The 17,388-nt window shown below is 70.6% G+C and carries 19 protein-coding genes; 10 read left to right on the top strand and 9 right to left on the bottom strand.

Going from position 1 to position 17,388, the window contains the following annotated elements; genetic code table 11:
• Positions 1-19: 19 nt before the first annotated feature.
• The 3 genes from EV148_RS01285 to EV148_RS01275 all read right to left on the bottom strand — a co-directional run bounded on the left by EV148_RS01285 (position 20) and on the right by EV148_RS01275 (position 2,696).
• Positions 20-1,420, bottom strand: a complete 1,401-nt coding sequence (locus EV148_RS01285; protein WP_131992295.1) for an FAD/NAD(P)-binding protein — start codon at positions 1,418-1,420, stop codon at positions 20-22.
• Positions 1,421-1,434: 14 nt separating this feature from the next.
• Positions 1,435-2,034 (bottom strand): cysteine dioxygenase, encoded by a 600-nt coding sequence (locus tag EV148_RS01280; RefSeq protein WP_131992292.1) that lies wholly within the window; start codon positions 2,032-2,034, stop codon positions 1,435-1,437.
• A gap of 119 nt (positions 2,035-2,153) precedes the next feature.
• Entirely contained in the window at positions 2,154-2,696 is a 543-nt protein-coding gene (locus EV148_RS01275) for an O-acetyl-ADP-ribose deacetylase (RefSeq protein WP_131992289.1), read from the bottom strand.
• A gap of 284 nt (positions 2,697-2,980) precedes the next feature.
• Between EV148_RS01275 and EV148_RS01270 the strand changes: the two genes are divergently transcribed.
• The 6 genes from EV148_RS01270 to EV148_RS01245 all read left to right on the top strand — a co-directional run bounded on the left by EV148_RS01270 (position 2,981) and on the right by EV148_RS01245 (position 8,069).
• Complete coding sequence (locus tag EV148_RS01270; protein WP_131992286.1) at positions 2,981-3,448, top strand: MarR family winged helix-turn-helix transcriptional regulator; 468 nt, start codon at positions 2,981-2,983, stop codon at positions 3,446-3,448.
• Positions 3,445-4,560: an HlyD family secretion protein gene (locus tag EV148_RS01265; protein WP_131992283.1), complete on the top strand. Its 1,116-nt coding sequence runs from the start codon at positions 3,445-3,447 to the stop codon at positions 4,558-4,560. The genes EV148_RS01270 and EV148_RS01265 overlap by 4 nt, the downstream gene beginning before the upstream one ends.
• 63 nt (positions 4,561-4,623) lie before the next feature.
• Positions 4,624-4,833 (top strand): hypothetical protein, encoded by a 210-nt coding sequence (locus EV148_RS01260; protein WP_131992280.1) that lies wholly within the window; start codon positions 4,624-4,626, stop codon positions 4,831-4,833.
• Between the two features lie 4 nt (positions 4,834-4,837).
• Complete coding sequence (locus EV148_RS01255) at positions 4,838-6,367, top strand: DHA2 family efflux MFS transporter permease subunit (protein ID WP_199222689.1); 1,530 nt, start codon at positions 4,838-4,840, stop codon at positions 6,365-6,367.
• A gap of 130 nt (positions 6,368-6,497) precedes the next feature.
• Positions 6,498-7,091, top strand: coding sequence for a GNAT family N-acetyltransferase (locus EV148_RS01250; protein ID WP_131992277.1), 594 nt, complete (start codon positions 6,498-6,500; stop codon positions 7,089-7,091).
• 9 nt (positions 7,092-7,100) lie between these two features.
• Complete coding sequence (locus EV148_RS01245) at positions 7,101-8,069, top strand: TrmH family RNA methyltransferase (protein ID WP_131992274.1); 969 nt, start codon at positions 7,101-7,103, stop codon at positions 8,067-8,069.
• Between the two features lie 96 nt (positions 8,070-8,165).
• On the opposite strand, the gene EV148_RS01240 is transcribed toward EV148_RS01245, so the two are convergent.
• The 6 genes from EV148_RS01240 to EV148_RS01215 all read right to left on the bottom strand — a co-directional run bounded on the left by EV148_RS01240 (position 8,166) and on the right by EV148_RS01215 (position 12,622).
• On the bottom strand, positions 8,166-9,587 hold the full coding sequence (locus tag EV148_RS01240) for a M20/M25/M40 family metallo-hydrolase (RefSeq protein WP_199222712.1): 1,422 nt from the start codon (positions 9,585-9,587) through the stop codon (positions 8,166-8,168).
• Between the two features lie 131 nt (positions 9,588-9,718).
• Entirely contained in the window at positions 9,719-10,114 is a 396-nt protein-coding gene (gene mscL / locus EV148_RS01235; protein ID WP_131992269.1) for a large-conductance mechanosensitive channel protein MscL, read from the bottom strand.
• Positions 10,115-10,240: 126 nt separating this feature from the next.
• A complete protein-coding gene (locus EV148_RS01230; RefSeq protein ID WP_131992266.1) occupies positions 10,241-10,795 on the bottom strand; it encodes a hypothetical protein in 555 nt (184 codons plus the stop codon).
• Positions 10,792-11,475 (bottom strand): hypothetical protein, encoded by a 684-nt coding sequence (locus tag EV148_RS01225; RefSeq protein WP_131992263.1) that lies wholly within the window; start codon positions 11,473-11,475, stop codon positions 10,792-10,794. Before EV148_RS01225 ends, EV148_RS01230 begins: the two co-directional genes overlap by 4 nt.
• Positions 11,472-12,158 (bottom strand): fumarylacetoacetate hydrolase family protein, encoded by a 687-nt coding sequence (locus tag EV148_RS01220; RefSeq protein WP_131992260.1) that lies wholly within the window; start codon positions 12,156-12,158, stop codon positions 11,472-11,474. The genes EV148_RS01225 and EV148_RS01220 overlap by 4 nt, the downstream gene beginning before the upstream one ends.
• Before the next feature lie 41 nt (positions 12,159-12,199).
• A complete protein-coding gene (locus EV148_RS01215; RefSeq protein WP_131992257.1) occupies positions 12,200-12,622 on the bottom strand; it encodes a DUF3052 family protein in 423 nt (140 codons plus the stop codon).
• Between the two features lie 103 nt (positions 12,623-12,725).
• Here EV148_RS01215 and EV148_RS01210 point away from each other — a divergent pair, with 103 nt between their 5' ends.
• From EV148_RS01210 to EV148_RS01195, 4 genes are all read left to right on the top strand, one after another.
• Positions 12,726-13,967, top strand: a complete 1,242-nt coding sequence (locus EV148_RS01210; protein WP_131992254.1) for an efflux RND transporter periplasmic adaptor subunit — start codon at positions 12,726-12,728, stop codon at positions 13,965-13,967.
• A 69-nt stretch (positions 13,968-14,036) separates the two neighbouring features.
• Entirely contained in the window at positions 14,037-14,735 is a 699-nt protein-coding gene (locus EV148_RS01205) for an ABC transporter ATP-binding protein (protein ID WP_131993905.1), read from the top strand.
• A 70-nt stretch (positions 14,736-14,805) separates the two neighbouring features.
• Entirely contained in the window at positions 14,806-15,966 is a 1,161-nt protein-coding gene (locus tag EV148_RS01200) for an ABC transporter permease (protein WP_131992251.1), read from the top strand.
• Positions 15,967-15,977: 11 nt separating this feature from the next.
• Positions 15,978-17,303, top strand: coding sequence for an ABC transporter permease (locus EV148_RS01195; protein WP_131992248.1), 1,326 nt, complete (start codon positions 15,978-15,980; stop codon positions 17,301-17,303).
• Positions 17,304-17,388 lie beyond the last annotated feature (85 nt).

Below are 17,388 nucleotides of genomic sequence, written 5' to 3'. Positions count from 1 at the left end.
CGTGACGTGGGGGCTTGCTTCACCCGGCGGCGGTCGCGACCCCGTGCCCGGCGCGGGCGACGACGCCGGCCGCGATGCCCGCGGCGAGCGAGCGGATCTCCGGCATCGCGCCGCATTCCCACACGCTGCCGCGCAGCAGCGTGCCGAGGGCGTGCAGGTTCGGCCACGGCGTGCCGTCCGCGCGCAGCAGGCGGCCGTCCGCGCGCGCGGCGAGGCCGAGACCGAGCGCGTCGGCGCGCGCCACTCGTTCGTCGACGAGCTGGCGCACCAGCGCATGCGGCGTCGCGCGAGCGTCCGCTTCGAGTCCGGTCGCCTGGATCGCGTGATCGACCGCGAGCGCGTGCGCACGCGCCTCGCCACGCGGATGCAGGCGCACGCGCAGCGGGCCATCGCCGTCGATCGAGGCGATGCGCGCCGCGAGCACGCGCAGGCGCCCGCTCGCGCGCAAGGCCGCGATCCGGGCCGCGGTCTGCGCCGGCTGGCGATGGCGAGCAACCTCCCACAGCGGCCGCAGATGGCGCAGGAAGCGCCGGCGGCGGCCATCGTCGAGCGTCGCCCACAGCTGCGGCGTGCGCGCGCGCACGCCGTCGAGCACCGCGCGCCAGTCGACGCCCGGCTCGCGCGCGGCGGCGCGGAAGCGGCGCAGCCATGCGCGCGGGTCGGCCTCGCGTTCGAGGTCGCGCAGCAGGGATTCCCGGCCCGCATGCGGCGCGAGGGCATGGTCGGCATGCAGCGCCGGCAGGCGGCCATGGCGCGACACCGCGGTGAAGCGCGCGCGTGGCCAGCGCGTGGCGGCGCCGAGCAGCGCATCGATCGCGCTGAGGCCGGTGCCGATCACGAGCACGTGCCCGGGTGCACGCAGCGGCGCCGGGGCGTCCCATGGGTCGGTCGCATACCGGCCGCTCGCGAGTGCCGCAGGCGTGACGCCGGGCAGCGCCAGCGGTGGCAGCGCGCCGATCGCGAGCACGACCTCGTCGGCGACGAGCGGTTCGCGCTCACGCGCATGCACGTCGAAGCGGCCGTCCGCGCGCGGTCGCAGCCCGATTGCTTCGGTCGCGTGCAGCGCGAGATCGACGTGGCGGCCGCTCGTCGCACGCAGGCTCGACAAGGTCGCGTCGAGGTAGTCGCCGTAGATCGAGCGCGGCAGGAACTGGCCGTCGCTGGCGGCGATGCCGCGCGCCTGCGCGTAGCGGAGGAAATCGTCGGGCGCGTCGGCGAACAGGCTCATGTTGGCGGCGCGCACGTTGAGCAGGTGCAGCGGATCGGCGGTGGCATAGGCGACGCCGCGGCACGGTGCGTGCCGGCCGCCGAACCAGTCGAGCGCGAACGCGGATGTCGCGCCCGGCGGTGCATCGCGCAGCAGGCGGGCGACGAACGCGGCGCCGGCCGCGCCGCCGCCGATCACGACGATGCGTCGCATGGCATCCTCCCGGTTCAGGCGGCCGTGACCGCGTCGATGCGCGCGCGCCGCGGACGCGCGACGTAGCCGCCGCGTGCGCCCGCTTCGTACGCGTGGTGATGATCGAGCGTGCCGCCGTAGACGTGCAGCGACAGCGCCGCGTGCGTCGCCGAGAGGTTGCGGCAGCGATGCGCGTAGTCTGCGCCGCCGAAAACGGCCGCATCGCCGGCACCGAGCACGAGGCGGCGCTGCAGCACGGGTGTGGTGCGCCCGTTTTCGTCCTCGCCGATCCGGTATTCCTCGACCTCGAGCGCGCCGTCGAGCACGAGTTCGATGCCCCACAGGCCGGCATGGTCGTGCAGCGGCGTGCGATGCGCGCGCGGCCACGAAATCAGCAGCGCGCTCGGCGAAGCCTCGTCGCCGGCCGTGAGGAGGCGCCGGTGGTAGCGCCCGCGTGGCGCAGGCCCGCCGCCGAGCGTGCGGGTGGCGGCGAGATCCAGGCGCAGCGCGTGCGCGGCGAGGCCATCGGCGAGGCGCGCGATCGCCGTTGGCGGCGGCGACGGCGGCAGCGCGGCGAGCCGGGTGCGGACATCGGCGAGCCACGCGGCGGCGCAGGCGGGAAGGGTGGACGACATGCGGCGTGCTCCGTTCGGGTCGCGTGCATGCAAGCACCGCCGGCGTTAAATGCGGGCTAAACGCGCGTGCGTCCGACAGGACGCCTGCGCCTATGCATATGCCGTCGCGTTTGCATGCCTCACGGCGCGCCGCGCGCGAGCTCGCGCCGGTAGGCGGCCGCGATCGTCGCTCCGAACGCGCAGAACACGAGCGCGCGTGGCGCCTCGCCGCCGCGTCGGGCGAGCCATGCACGGGCCTCGCGCACCGCGATCGCGGTGGCAGCGTCGATCGGGTAGCCATAAATGCCACAGCTGATCGCCGGGAATGCGACCGTCGCGAGGCGATGCTCCGCGGCGAGTGCGAGTGCATTGCGATAGCACGCGGCGAGCAGCGCGGCTTCTCCCTGCGTGCCACCCTGCCACACGGGCCCGACCGTATGGATGACATGGCGTGCGGGCAGGCGGAAGCCGGGCGTGATGCGCGCCTCGCCGGTCGGACAGCGCGCGCCGGGCCGCACCTCGGGCAGGGCCCGGCATGCGGCGAGCAGGGCGGGGCCGGCGGCGCGGTGGATCGCGCCGTCGACGCCGCCGCCGCCGAGCAGGGATGCGTTCGCGGCGTTGACGATCGCGTCGACGGAGAGCGTGGTGATGTCGGCCTCGATGACGGTCAGGGTGGTGTTCATCGCGGGGATCGTCCGGCGCCGGGTCGTCGGCAGGTCGCGATCTTCGCTCACTGGAGGGCGTACGGCTCCGATTCCGTGGCGCGTCGCGCCGGCGGTCGGCCGCGTTCATGGGGTTGCGCCCGGCGGGCTGGCGCGAAACGCATTGGCTCTCCGGCGCGAACGGCGCGTCGCGAATCAGTAACCCGTTGATTCAACGAAAGGTACGCCGTTTTGCTGCGCTGCAAATAATTTGTACCGACAGGTATTGAAATTATATTGCCTAGGACATAATATTCGCAGCAACCATGATCAAGACTACTGACAACACGTTCGCCTACCTCCTCCACGACGTCACGCGGCTGATGCGCAAGCACTTCGACCGCCGTGCGACGCGGCTGGAACTCACGCGCGCGCAGTGGCGCGCCCTCAAGGTGATCGGCCGCCACGAAGGCCTCAGCCAGACCGAGCTCGCCGACTACCTCGACATGGAACCGATCCCGGTCGGCCGCGTCGTCGACCGCCTCGAGAAGACCGGCTTCGTCGAGCGCCGTGCCGACCCGGCCGACCGCCGGCGCTGGCGCCTGCACCTCACCGCGAAGGCGCTCGCGATCGTCGACGAGATGGAAGTCATCGGTGCCGCCCTGCGCGAGGAAGCGCTGCGCGGCGTCGCACCGGCCGACTTCGAAGCATTGCTGCGCGTGCTCACGCGCCTCAAGGACAACCTGGTCGCGCTCGACGACGAAGCGGCCCACGAACAACGGGAAGCGTCATGACCGACAAACAACCGCAGATCGACCCCGTCGCGACGGCGCCGCGCAAGCGCGGCTGGCTGCGCACGGCGCTCTGGATCGCCGGCCCTGCCCTCGTGCTCGGCATCGGCGCGTGGCTCTATCTCACCTCGGGGCGCTACGCCTCGACCGACAACGCCTACGTGCAGGCCGATCGCGTGACGATCGCGCCGCAGGTCGGTGGGCGCGTGGTCGAGGTCGCGGTGCGCGAGAACCAGGCCGTGCACAAGGGCGACGTGCTGTTCCGCATCGATCCCGAGCCGCTCGAGATCGCCGTCGCGCGCATGCAGGCGCAGGTCGAGTCGGTGCGCAGCCTGCTCGATGCTGCGCGCAGCGGTTACAGCGCGGCGCAGGCGGACGTGCGTTCGTCCGCTGCCGACCTCGAGTACAAGAAGCAGCAGTTCGAGCGCATGAAGGAACTGCGCGGCCGCGGCCTCGTCGCCCAGGCGGCGCTCGACGACGCGGCGAACAACCTCGCCGCCGCGCGCGCGAAGCAGGACTCCGACCATGCCGCGTTGAGCAAGGCGCAGAACATGCTCGGCGGCCTGCCGAGCACGCCCGATGAACAGCTCGCCGGCTACAAGCTCGCGCTCGCCCAGCTCGCGCAGGCCAAACTCGACCTCGAACACGCGACCGTGCGCGCGCCGATGGACGGCACGATCGGCAAGACCACGCTGCAGCCGGGCGATTTCCTCGCCGTCGGCCAGGCCGCGATGCCGCTCGTCGCGAACACGCTGTGGGTCGATGCGAACTTCAAGGAAACCGATCTCACCCACGTCGTCGTCGGCCAGCCGGCGACGATCGAGGTGGACACGTTCCCCGGCCGCAAGTGGCAGGCGCGCGTCGCTTCGATCAGCCCGGCGTCGGGTTCGGAGTTCTCCCTCCTGCCCGCGCAGAACGCGACCGGCAACTGGGTGAAGATCGTGCAGCGCATCCCGGTGCGCCTCGCCCTCGACGCGACGCCGCAGGACGGCATGATCCTGCGCGCAGGCATGAGCGCGGTGGTCGAGATCGACACCGGCAGGCAGAACTCGGTGATCGGCCGCTGGCAGGGCCGCGAGCCGAAGCCACGCACGAGCGTCGCGCAGGCGCCGTGATCCGAACGAAAGGCCGCGCCAAGACGGCCCGTCTTCCAACCCCGAACCGAACGGACATTCACCATGTTTCGCGAACAGAGCTACGAACCGCTGGGCGACACCCTCGCATGGCAACACGCCGCATCCGCGCCGCGTGCCGCCGCGCTCGACGCCGAATACGCCTTCACCGACCGCACCGGCGAGCTGACGCCGGTCTACCGCGAGATCGCGCGCCGCATCGCGCGTGAAGCGTTCACGCGCCACGTGAGCACGCTCGGCGACGCGCTGCGCTGACGTCGTGAGCGCCGCCGTCAACACCCATCGCGAAGTCGCCAACCGCGGCCTGCTGGTCGTGTCGGTGATGCTCGCGACGCTGATGCAGGCGCTCGACACGACGATCGCGAACGTAGCCCTGCCGAACATGCAGGGCACGCTGTCGGCGACGCAGGACCAGATCTCCTGGGTGCTGACGTCCTACATCGTCGCCGCCGCGATCGCCACGCCGGCGACCGGCTGGCTCGCTTCGGTGATGGGCCGGCGCCGCCTGCTGCTCATCGCGATCGCGGGCTTCACGTTCGCCTCGGTGCTGTGCGGCATGGCGACGAGCATCGGCGCGATGGTCGCGTTCCGCCTGCTGCAGGGCCTGTTCGGCGCCGCGCTCGTGCCGTTGTCGCAATCGACGCTGCTCGACGTCTACCCGCGCGAGAAGCACGGTGCGGCGATGGCGCTGTGGGGCATGGGCGTGATGGTCGGGCCGATCCTCGGGCCGCCGCTCGGCGGCTGGCTCACCGACAGCTACAGCTGGCACTGGGTGTTTCTCATCAACGTGCCGATCGGCGCGCTCGCGCTACTCGGCGTCGCGGCGAGCCTGCCGACCGACGAGACGAGGGCATCGCGCTTCGACTGGCGCGGCTTCGCGTTCCTCGCGATCGGCATCGGTGCGTTGCAGCTGTTCCTCGACCGCGGCGAACAGCAGGACTGGTTCGGCTCGGTCGAGATCCAGGTCGAAGCCGCGCTCGCGTTCCTCGGCTTCTACCTCTACGCCGTGCACTGGAAGTTCAGCGCGCGCCCGTTCCTCGACCTCGGCCTGTTCGCCGACCGCAACTTCCTCGCGAGCAACCTCTTCATCTTCGTGCTCGGCGTCGTGCTGTTCGCGACGATGGCGCTGCTGCCGCCGTTCCTGCAGGGCCTCATGAACTACCCGGTCGTGACGACCGGCCTGCTGCTCGCACCGCGCGGCATCGGCACGCTGATCGCGATGATGCTGGTCGGCCGCCTGCTCGCGCGCGGGGCGGACGCGCGCGTGCTCGCCGGCATCGGCATGCTGCTCACCGCGTATTCGCTGTGGACGATGACGCGCTTCAACCTCGACGTGCCGCAGTCGACGATCGTCGCCACCGGCGTGGTGCAGGGCCTCGGCCTCGGCCTCGTGTTCGTGCCGATCTCGACGATCGCCTATTCGACCCTGCCGATGGCCGCGCGCACCGAGGCCGCGGGCATCTTCAGCCTCATGCGCAACATCGGCTCGAGCGTCGGCATCTCGATCGTGATGACCCTGCTCTCGCGCAACACCCAGCTCAACCATGCCGAGATCGCCGCGCGCCTCACCCCGTACGGCGACAATGCGGCGCAGCTTGCGGCGACGCTCGGCCATGGCGCGGCGAACCTCGCCGCACTCAATGGCGAAGTCACGCGGCAGGCGAGCGCGATCGCGTTCCTCGACGACTTCTGGCTCATGATGGTCATGACGCTCGTGTCGATCCCGTTGCTGCTCCTGCTCAAGCCGGTGCGCAGTGCGGCGGGACCGGCGGTGGTAGCGGACCACTAGGGCCGAGGGCTGCAGAGCGGCGTTGCCGCGCGCGGCATCGGCGCAACTGACGCCGATGGCCGATGCGCGCTGCGCGACGCGATGCCATGCTTCCAGCCCTCAGCCCAGCCCCCGGCCCTCAGCCCCCGACATGCCCGCCTCCCTCCCGCTGCCCCATCTCGACTGCGGTGTCGCACGGCTCAGGCCGTGGCGGGCGGATGACCTCGACAGCCTCGTCGCGAATGCGAGCCATGCCGACGTCTCGCGCGGGCTGCGTGACCGTTTTCCTTATCCATACACCGGCGATGACGGTCGCGCCTGGCTCGCGCGCGCGGTCGACGAAGCGGATCGCGCCTGGGCGATCGAACTCGATGGCGCCGCGGTCGGTGGCGTCAGCCTGCATCCGGGTACCGACGTGCATCGTCATTCGGCCGAGCTCGGCTACTGGCTCGGCCGGCGCTACTGGGGGCGCGGACTCATGAGCGCGATCGTCGCGACGTTCGCGCCGCGTGCGATGGATGCGTTCCGCCTGCACCGCCTGTATGCGACGGTCTATGCGAACAACCCGGCCTCGATGCGCGTGCTCGAGAAGGCGGGCTTCGAGCGCGAGGGCGTGCACAAGTCCGCGGTGGTCAAGCGCGGCGAACTGCTCGACATCGTCATGTACGCGCGCGTGCGCAGCGAACTGCCTCCGACGCTGCCCGGCGAACCTGCGACAATGGCCGCGCGCGACGAACGGGACTGACAGACGACGATGGCCAAGGACCCGCGGAACGATTCTCCCTGGGCGGGCGCGAAGCCGCGCACCGAGCGCGTTTCCAAGCGCGAACGCGAGGCGCTGGCGGCGCGCGCGCCGGGCCCGCGCCCGCGCGACGACCGCGATGGCGGGCGACGCGACGTGCGTCGCGACGTGCCGCCGCCGGCGCGTGATCCACGTCGCGCCGCGACCGCGCCCGCGAGTCCCGAGGCCGCGCGCGACCCCGCGTCGCGCGAACAGCGCCTGTACGGACTCAATGCCTGCCTCGCCGCGTTCGCGCGGCGGCCCGAGGCGCTGCGCAAGGTCTATCTGAGCGAAGCACGCATCGGCGCGCTCAGGACCGTGCTCGCATGGTGCGTGCAGCGACGCATCGGCTATCGCGTGGTCGAAACCGGGGACCTCGATCGCCTGGCGGCATCTCGCCACCACGAGGGCGTCTGCTTCGACCTGCTGCGTCCCGAGCCGCTCGCGTTGGCCGCGTTGCTCGACGCGCAGCCGCCCGCGCCGCAGGCTTCACTGCTGCTTTGGCTCGATGGCGTCGGCAATCCGCACAACCTCGGCGCGTTGCTGCGCAGCGCGGCGCACTTCGGCGCCGGCGGCGTGATCGTGCCGGCGCAGGCCGGCCTCGACGTGTCCGGCGCCGCGGCGCGCGTGGCCGAAGGCGCGGCGGAAGTCGTGCCGCTGGTGCAGGCCGACGACGCGCAGCACGCGCTGCGCGAACTCCACGCGCGTGGTTACGTGCTCGCCGCGACCGTGCCGCGCGACGGCTCGCCACTGTACGCGACCACGCTGCCGCGGCGGCTCGTGCTCGTGCTCGGCGCCGAAGGCGAGGGCACGAGCGAGGCGATGATAGGCAGCGCCGACCTGCGCCTCACGATTCCCGGCAGCGGCGCGATCGAAAGCCTCAATGTCGCGGCGAGCGTCGCCGTGCTGCTCGGCGAATACTGGCGCCAGGCGCACGCCTGACGCCGGGCGCATGGGGTCGGTGATGTCCGCACCGCGCGATCGCCTTGCGCAGCGCGGAGCATCCTCATCGGACCACGGTGCGCCCCGCGCCGGTCCTCACTCGTGCTCGTTCGCCCACGCGCCCGGCTTCGAACCGAAGTCGCCCTCGGCCTGCGCGGCGAGGTAGGCGGTGACCACGTACGCGGCGACGTTCTGGCGCAACTGTTCGGGATCGATCTTGTCGAGCGTGTCGTTGGCCGAGTGGTGCCAGTCGAAGTAGCGCGTCGCGTCCTGGTGCAGCGATACCGCGGCCATGCCGACCGCGTGCACGGCCGAGAGGTCCGAGCCGCCGTTGCCGGGCTCGCTCGCGTCGTACTCGATGCCGAGCGGCTGCAGTACCGCGGCGATCTGCGCGACGGCGTCGCGTGCCTGCGGCTTCACGCTCGCGGTGATCTTCCAGATGCGGTCGGCACCGGCGTCCGACTCGCTGCCGAGCACGGCCTTGGCGATCTCGGCCTTGTGCGCCTGCGCATACGCCTTGCCGCCGAACAGACCCGATTCCTCGTTGGCGAACGCGACGACGCGGATGCTGCGCGCGGGACGCTTGGGCAGGCCGGCGATCAGCTTTGCGGCGCCTGCGGCGATCGCCACGCCGGCGGCGTCGTCGATCGCGCCCGTGCCCGGGTCCCACGAATCGAGATGGCCGCCCATCACGAAGTACTCGTCGGGCTTCTTCGAGCCACGCAGTTCGGCGATCACGTTCGCGCCGGTGTATTCGCCTTCGACGCCGCAGTCGAGCGCGAGGTGGATCGTCACCGGCTTGCCCGCCGCGAGCATGCGCTCGAGCAGGTCGGCGTCGGGCGACGACAGGGCGGCGGCAGGGATCGGCGTCGCGCCGGTGAAATCGGTGACGCCGGTGTGCGGCAGGCGGTTGTCGTCGGTGCCGGCCGAGCGCAGCAGGAACGCGGCCGCGCCCTTGTGCGAGGCGATGGCCGGTCCGCCGGTGCGGACGGCCGAGCCGATGCCGTAGTCGCGGCCGTCACGGTGCGCGTGCATGCGCGCGCCGACATAGACGATCTTGCCGCGGACGCTCGCCGGGTCCGCCGCCTTGAACGCATCGAGCGTCGGGAAGCCGACCACCTCGGCGTCGAGGCCGCCGGCCGGCGTGCCCGCCGAATAGCCGAGCGCGGCGAGCACGAGCGGTTGGGCATGCGGCGCGAGGATCTCGCCATGCTCGCTGCGGCGCACCCACTTCGGGTAGGTCACCGGTTCGGTCCAGACCTTGTCGAAGCCGAACGCATGGAACTTCGCGATCGTCCATTCGCGACCCTTCGCGTCGTTCGGCCCCGCGGCAAGGCGCGGGCCGACTTCGGTCGTGATGCCGGCGACGAAGTCGTAAGCGGTGTCGTCGTGCAGCGCCTGGTCGCGCAGGTGCGCAGCCGTCTCGAGGTCGGCCGCGGCAATCGAAGTCGGCTTGTTCGCCGCGATGGCGGGCGCCGAGGACAGGAGGAGGGCGATGGCGAGCGGGCGCAGGCGCAGCATGGACGGTACTCCGGTCGAGGGTAAACCCGGAGTATGCGCCGGGCGCGCCGGAACACGGCGGGCCAAACGTCACGAAAACGATGGGACCGCTTGGCGCCATTCGCCCGAAGACGGGTGACGCCGCCGGTTCAGCCCTTCTTGAGCAGGTCGCGGATCTCGGTGAGCAGCACGACTTCCGCGGACGGCGGCGCCGGCGCGGCTTCTTCCTTCCTGATCATGCGGTTCATGATCTTGACCACGATGAAGATCGCGAGCGCGACGATGAGGAACTGGATGACCGTGTTGATGAACGCGCCGTACTGCAGTGCGACCTCGCCCTTGCCGTCGGGGCCGGCGGGCTGCAGCACCCACTTGTAGGCGGAGAAATCGACGCCGCCGATGAGCATGCCGATCGGCGGCATGATGACCTGGTCGACGAGCGAGGTGACGATCTTGCCGAATGCGGCGCCGATGACCACGCCGACGGCGAGGTCCATCACGTTGCCGCGCATTGCGAAGGCCTTGAACTCGGAAAGCATGCCCATTGCGGTTTCCTCCAGGGGTCGGACGTCGCGCCGATGCCTCGGCATCCGCACTTTAGCGCGATCGCGCGACGCGGTCCGTCGCGCTGCAACAGATGTTTGCGAGGATGCGGCCGCGGCGGTCGCTGCTCAGTCGAAGCCGTCGACGAACAGCGCGGTCTCGACGGCCGAGACTTCGAGCCCGAGCGAGCCCTGCGTGCCCGAACCTTCGATGTACCAGTGCACGCCGTCGAGCGCGATGTCACCGGCCGGCATCGGGTCGCCGGCGAGGCCGCGCGCGTCGGCGCACGCGAGCACCTTGCCGAAGTCGATCGCGTAGCGCACGCGCGTGCCCGTCAGCGGCAGGCGCGCGACGTCGATGCCGCAGTAGGTGGCCATCGAGCTTCCGGCGACGAAGAACAGGACCTCCGCGCCGGGATACTGGAAGCTGTCCCGCACCGGCCAGTTCCACTTCGATTCGCCGGGAGGCCCGCTGGAATAGTCGAGCACGCCCGAGCCGTGCAGGTCGACGAAGACGAGGCGCGGAACGCCTGCCCAGGTCGCGTAAGCGTACACGCCGGCATGCACGCCGAGCGAGGACGGCGAGCAGATCGACTCGGTGCCGGCGCGGCAGGCGATCGTGGCGTGGCTGCTGATCCGCGCGTCGAAGACGATCGTGCCCCGCGGCGAGCCGCGCCGGTTCACGTAACCGACCGGACCGTCGTTGCCGCGCGCATCCTGTGCGCCGAGAGGAACGGGATGCTGTATTCGTAGCGGTTCGTCCGCGCGCAGAAGAAATCCTTGTCGCCGAGATCGATCGCGAAGCGCAGGCGCCTGCCCGGCGCCGTCGCGTTCGACAGCACGTCGAGCTTGAACATCGTGCGCGGTTGCGCGCTGGCGCCGGCGACGCGATGCGACGAGCCCGGCGGGCCTTCGTTGCACTGGTCGAAGCTCGGCTCGTCGTTGGCGACGAGTACCCAGTACGCGTCGCCGGGATTGCCGAGCGCGACGTACGGGTTCTGGTCGTACGCGAGGCAGCCGATCCACGAATCGCCGACACGCGTCGGCGATCCGCCACAGGCGACGCTGCGCTGTTGCACGCCGGCCCAGACCGGCGTGCCGTCGGGGCGATCCGGCCAACCGGCGCGGCCCGGGCAGGCGGAGAACGAGGCGGCCGAATCCCACAGGCAGCCCTCCGCGCCGGCCTGGCCGTAGGCGATCTCGAGCCAATGGTCGCCGACGCCGACGCCGGCAGGCAGGTCGCTGCGTATGCGGCCGGCGGCGACGTTCGCGTCGCGGATCGACTGCGCGTGCGCGGCCGCGCCGAACGCCAGCAGCCATGCGAGCGCGGCGGCGATCGGCGTTCGTCGCCGCGCGCCGTTCACACGATCCGTCCCTCCAGACGTGCAATGCCGTCGAGCGAGGCGACCACGTGGTCGCCCCGCTGCAGAGCCGCGACGCCGGCGGGCGTGCCGGTGTAGACGAGATCGCCCGGCGCGAGCGCCCACAGACGCGACAGCTCATGGATGATCGCGGCGACGTCGAAGATCATCTCGGCGATGTCGGCCTGCTGGCGCAGCTCGCCATTGACCTCGAGCGAGATGCGCGCATGGCGCGGATGGCCGATGTCGGCGACGCGGCGCAGCGCCGACGCCGGCGCGGATGCATCGAAGCCTTTCGCGACGTCCCATGGATGGCCCTTCGCCTTCGCCGCCGCCTGCAGGTCGCGGCGCGTGAGGTCGAGGCCGACGCCGTAGCCGAACACGCAGTCGAGCGCGTGCTCCCTCGGGATGTCATGGCCGCCGCGCGCGAGCGCGACGATCATCTCCACTTCGTGGTGCAGGTCGGCCGTGGCCGTCGGGTAGGCGATGTCGCCATCGTCGGCGACGATCGCGTCGGCCGGTTTCATGAAGAACATCGGCTGCGTGCGTTCGACGGCTGCGCCCATCTCCTTCGCGTGATCCGCGTAGTTGCGGCCGATGCAGTAGATGCGCCGGATCGGGAAACGCATGTCGTCGCCGGCGACCGGCAGGCTCGGCACGAACGGTGCGGGGATGGCGAAGGTCATGGGCGATGGTCCGCTGCGCGACCGGCGCAGGATAGCAGTCGTCAGCGCGGGCCGCGCCGCTCGCGACGCCGCACGAGCTTGAGGCCGGACCACGTCGCATCGACCGCGCACACCTTGACGTCGACGAGGCCGAGCGGCAACGCGACCTCGCGCACCGCGTCCTCGACGACGTCGGTCGCGACGCCGGAGCTCTTCTTCGGCCACGACACCCAGATCGTCCCGTCGTCGGGCAGGCGCGCATCGAGCGCGGCGAGTTCGGCGGCGAGTTGCGCGCGCGTCGTGACGAACACGTGCGCGAGGTCGAACGCCGCGCGCGGACCGACGAGCCGCAGCAGGGGCGGTGGCATGCCGACGAGTGCGGCGTAGTCCGACGGCGCGTGGCGCACGAGCACGCGCCGTTCCGCGGCAAGGCCGAGTTTTTGCCAGACCGGTTTGCCGGAATAGCCCGCTGCTGCGCCTGACATCTGTCATCTCCGTCGCGTGATCGCCCTGCCTTGTACGGCAACGGGTGCAACGCCAGTCTATGGCAGACTTGAGGGCTGTGCGTCCACGCGGGAGCGGTGTGGCATGGAGAAATCGGATCTTTTGCAGCAACTTCGCATCGATCGCAACGCGCCGGCGGCGCATGCCGGTCGCGGCGCGGGCGTCTGGATCGGCGCGCTCGTCGGCGTGCTCGTGCTCGGCATCGGCGCGGTCGGCGGCTGGTGGTTCCTGCGCGACGCGAAGGCGATCGAAGTGGAAGCGGTCACCGCGAATGCACCGAGCGCGGCCGGCACCGGTCCGCTCGCGGTGCTGCAGGCGACCGGCTATGTGACGGCGCGGCGCCAGGCGACGGTGTCGGCGCAGATCACCGGCACGCTCGTCGACGTGCTGATCGAGGAAGGCGAGCGCGTCGAGGCGGGTCAGGTGCTCGCGCATCTCGAGGACACCGCGCAGCGCGCGCAGCTCGCCCAGGCCGAAGCCGGATATCGCGCGGCGCAGGCGCAACTCGCCCAGGTCGCCGCACAGCTCGCGCAGAGCCGGCGCGACGTCGCGCGTGCGGAGGAACTGGTCGGGCGCAAGCTCGTGTCGAAGCAGGCGGTCGAACTGGCGCGCACGCAGGTCGACGCGCAGGCGGCCCAGCTCGAGTCGCAGCGGCGACAGGTCGACGTCGCCAGGGCCGCGGTCGACGGTGCGCGCGTGCAGCTCGACTACTGCACGGTGCGCGCGCCGTTCGCCGGGGTGGTGATCGCGAAGGCGGCGCAGCCGGGCGAGATCGTCTCGCCGCTGTCGGCCGGTGGCGGCTTCACGCGCACCGGCGTCGGCACGATCGTCGACATGGATTCGCTCGAGGTCGAGGTCGACGTCAACGAGTCCTACATCAACCGCGTCGCCGCGAAGCAACCGGTCGAGGCGGTCCTCGACGCGTACCCGGACTGGAAGATCCCCGGCCACGTGATCGCGATCATCCCGACCGCCGACCGTGGCAAGGCGACCGTGAAGGTGCGCGTCGCGATGGAGCAGAAGGACGCACGCATCGTGCCCGACATGGGTGTGCGCGTGTCGTTCCTCGAGGATTCGGCCAAGTCGCAGGCGGCCGTGGCCGAACCGCCCAAGGGGGTGCTCGTCCCGTCCTCGAGCGTCGTGCAGCGCGACGGCAGGAGCGTCGTGTTCGCGCTCGACGGCGATCGCGCGCGTCTGCGCCCCGTGACGCCGGGACAGGCATACGCCGACCAGCGGCTCGTCGAAGGCATCGGCCTCGGCACGCGCATCGTGCGCCAGCCGACGGCGGAACTCGTCGACGGCGCGCGCGTCGCGATCAGGAAATAGCGGTACGAGGCAACACGGCGCCGCGGCGGCGGCGAACGGTGAATGATCTGCACATCCGAGGACTACGTCATGGCGAACCTGGTCGAGATCCGCAACGTCAGCAAGGTGTACGAGCGCGGCAAGCAGAAGGTCGAAGTGCTGCACCACATCGAACTCGACATCGCGAAGGGCGACTTCCTCGCGCTGATGGGTCCGTCCGGTTCCGGCAAGACGACGCTGCTGAACCTCATCGGCGGCCTCGATTCGCCCACCGACGGCAGCATCAGCGTCGGCGGCGAACGCATCGATCGCCTCGGCGAAGGCGCGCTGGCGAAGTGGCGCTCCGAGCACGTCGGCTTCATCTTCCAGTTCTACAACCTGCTGCCGATGCTGTCGGCGCAGAAGAACGTCGAGCTGCCGCTGCTGCTGACCAACCTGTCGGCGGCGCAGCGCAGGAAGAACGCGAGCATCGCGCTGCAGCTCGTCGGCCTCGCCGAACGCGCGGCACACAAGCCGACCGAACTCTCGGGCGGCCAGCAGCAGCGCGTCGCGATCGCGCGCGCGATCGTCTCCGATCCGGACCTGCTCGTCTGCGACGAGCCGACCGGCGACCTCGATCGCCAGTCGGCCGAGGACGTGCTCGGCCTGCTGCAGACGCTCAATCGCGAACACGGCAAGACGATCATCATGGTCACGCACGACCCGAAGGCGGCCGAGTACGCGAGCCATACGCTGCATCTGGACAAGGGCACGCTGGTCGAACAGCAGGGGCTGAGGGCCGAGGGCTGAGAGCGGGAGCCCCCGCGCTCCGCCCGCAGCTTCCCGACCCTCAGCCCTCAGCCCTCAAGAGGCGATGCCAATGAAATACCTCCACCTGATCTGGGCGGCGCTGTTCCGGCGCAAGACCCGCACGATCCTCACCCTGTTGTCGATCATCATGGCGTTCCTGCTGTTCGGCCTGCTCGACGCGGTGCGCGTCTCGTTCGCCGAAGCCGGGCAGTCGGCCAATGGCGCCGAGCGCCTGCAGACCGGCGCGAAACTCTCGTTCATCCAGCCGTTGCCGAAGAGCCTGCAGCAGCGGATCGCGCAGGTCCCCGGCGTCAAGGACGTCGCGCACGCGAACTGGTTCGGCGGTGCCTACCAGGACCCGCACAACCAGATCTTCACGTTCGCGGTCAGCGACAACTACCTCGACGTCTATCCCGAGGTCGAAGTCGATCCGGCCGAGCGCAAGGCGTTCGACGCGACCGCCGACGGCGTGCTCGTCGGCGACATCCTCATGAAGAAGTACAACTGGAAGATCGGCGACCGGCTGCCGCTGCAGTCGCAGATCTTCCCGAACAAGGAAGGCAGCAAGAACTGGAACTTCCAGATCGTCGGCACGATGAAATCGAAGGACAACAAGGCGTTCCAGAGCCAGATGATCGTGCTGCACTGGAAGACCTTCGACGAGACGACGCCCTACAACCGCGGTTCGGTGGGCTGGTACGTGACCCGCGTCGACGACGTCAACGAGTCCGACCGCATCGCCAAGGCGATCGACGCGATCTCGGCCAATTCCGACCACGAGACCAAGACGCAGACCGAACAGGCGGCGACGAGGAACTGGATCAAGCAGATGGCCGACATCGGCCTCATCGTCACCTCGATCATGGGCGCGGTGTTCTTCACCCTCGTGCTGCTGACCGGCAACACGATGATGCAGGCGGTGCGCGAGCGCACGAACGAACTCGCGGTGCTGAAGACGATCGGATTCTCGAGCCGCAAGGTGCTCGGCATGGTGCTCGCCGAATCGGTGCTGCTGCTCCTGCTCGGCGGGCTCGTCGGGCTCGCGCTGGTCAGCCTCATCGGCGCCGCATTGCCCGCGATGAGCGGCGGCATGATCAATGGCGCGCACGTCGGTGCGAAGAGCTGGGGACTCGGCGTCGCGCTCGCGGTCGTGATCGGCGTGGTCGTCGGCGCGGTGCCGGCGATCCGCGCGATGCGCCTCAACATCGTCGATGCGCTGGCTGGACGCTGAAGGAGAACGGCATGAAATTCCTGATTGGACTCGCCACGTTCATCGTCGTCATCGTCGGCGTGGTCGTGTTTCTCGTGTCGCCCTGGCCTGGCCTGCTGCTGCTTGCACTCGTGCTCGGCCTGTGGATGTCGCTGACGCGACGCGGCCAGCAGGCGGCGTCGGTCACGGCGATCGGCGTCAGTACCCTGCGCGAACGGCTCGGGTCGTCCGCGGTCATCGTCGTCGGCATCGCCGGCGTCGTCGCGGTGCTCGTCGCGATGCTCGCGATGGCCAACGGCTATCGCGAGACCCTGCGTCGCACCGGCGGCGAGGACACCGCGATCGTGCTGCGTGGCGCGTCGGCGTCGGAGGTCTCCTCGGTGCTCGGCCATGATGCCGCGGTCGTCATCGCGCAGGCACCCGGCATCGCCAGGGACGAGCAGGGCCGGCCGATCGCCTCGCCCGAGCTCGTCGTCGCGGCGAACCTGCCGATGAAGGGTGGCAATCCCGAGGAGGACTTCGGCAGCGTGCAACTGCGTGGCATCGGGGAGATGGCGTGGAAGCTGCGCACCAACGCGAAGATCGTCGAAGGTCGCAGGTTCACGCCGGGCCTGCGCGAACTCGTCGCGGGCCGGGGCGCGCAGCGCCAGTTCGACGGCCTCGAGGTCGACCACGAGATCAAGCTCGGCAACCAGACCTGGAAGATCGTCGGCATCTTCGAGTCGAACGATGCGATGGAGTCGGAGCTCTGGGGCGATGCCGACGTGGTCGGGCCGACCTACCGGCCGAACGGTGCGAACAGCTCGACCTCGGTGTTCGCGCGCCTGACCGGCCCCGAGGCATTCGAGCCGTTCAAGGCGGCGCTCGTCTCGGATCCGCGCCTGCAGGTCGACGTCGAGACCACGGTCGACTATTTCAGCAAGCAGTCGGAAGGCACCTCGAAGGTGATCACCGCGATCGGCATCGTGGTCGGAGCGATCATGGCGATCGGCGCGGTGTTCGGCGCGCTCAACACGATGTTCGCGGCGGTGGCGACGCGCGCGCGGGAGATCGCGACCTTGCGCGCGATCGGCTTCCGCGGCGTGCCGGTCGTCATCGCGATCATGCTGGAGACGATGCTGCTCGCCCTCGTCGGCGGCGTGCTCGGCGGCCTCGTCGCCTGGCTCGTGTTCAACGGCTACACCGCCTCGACACTCGCCGCCGGCACGACCGGCCAGCTCACGTTCCAGTTCAACGTCGCGCCGTCCGTGCTGTGGACCGGCCTCAAGTGGGCGCTCGCGATCGGCTTCATCGGCGGCCTCTATCCGGCGCTGCGCGCGGCGCGCTTGCCGGTGACGACGGCATTGCGCGAACTCTGAGTCCGCGCGTGGTGGCGGCCCGTTTTCCCCTGGAACGGGCCGCCGCAACGCCGTCGCGCGACCGTGACCCGCACCGCATCCGTAG

The sequence above is a fragment of the Dokdonella fugitiva genome (assembly GCF_004342425.1).
GTDB classification, from domain to species: Bacteria; Pseudomonadota; Gammaproteobacteria; order Xanthomonadales; family Rhodanobacteraceae; genus Dokdonella_A; species Dokdonella_A fugitiva.
The sequence above is the reverse complement of the archived record's forward strand: the minus strand, read 5'-3'. Positions and strand labels throughout refer to the sequence as shown.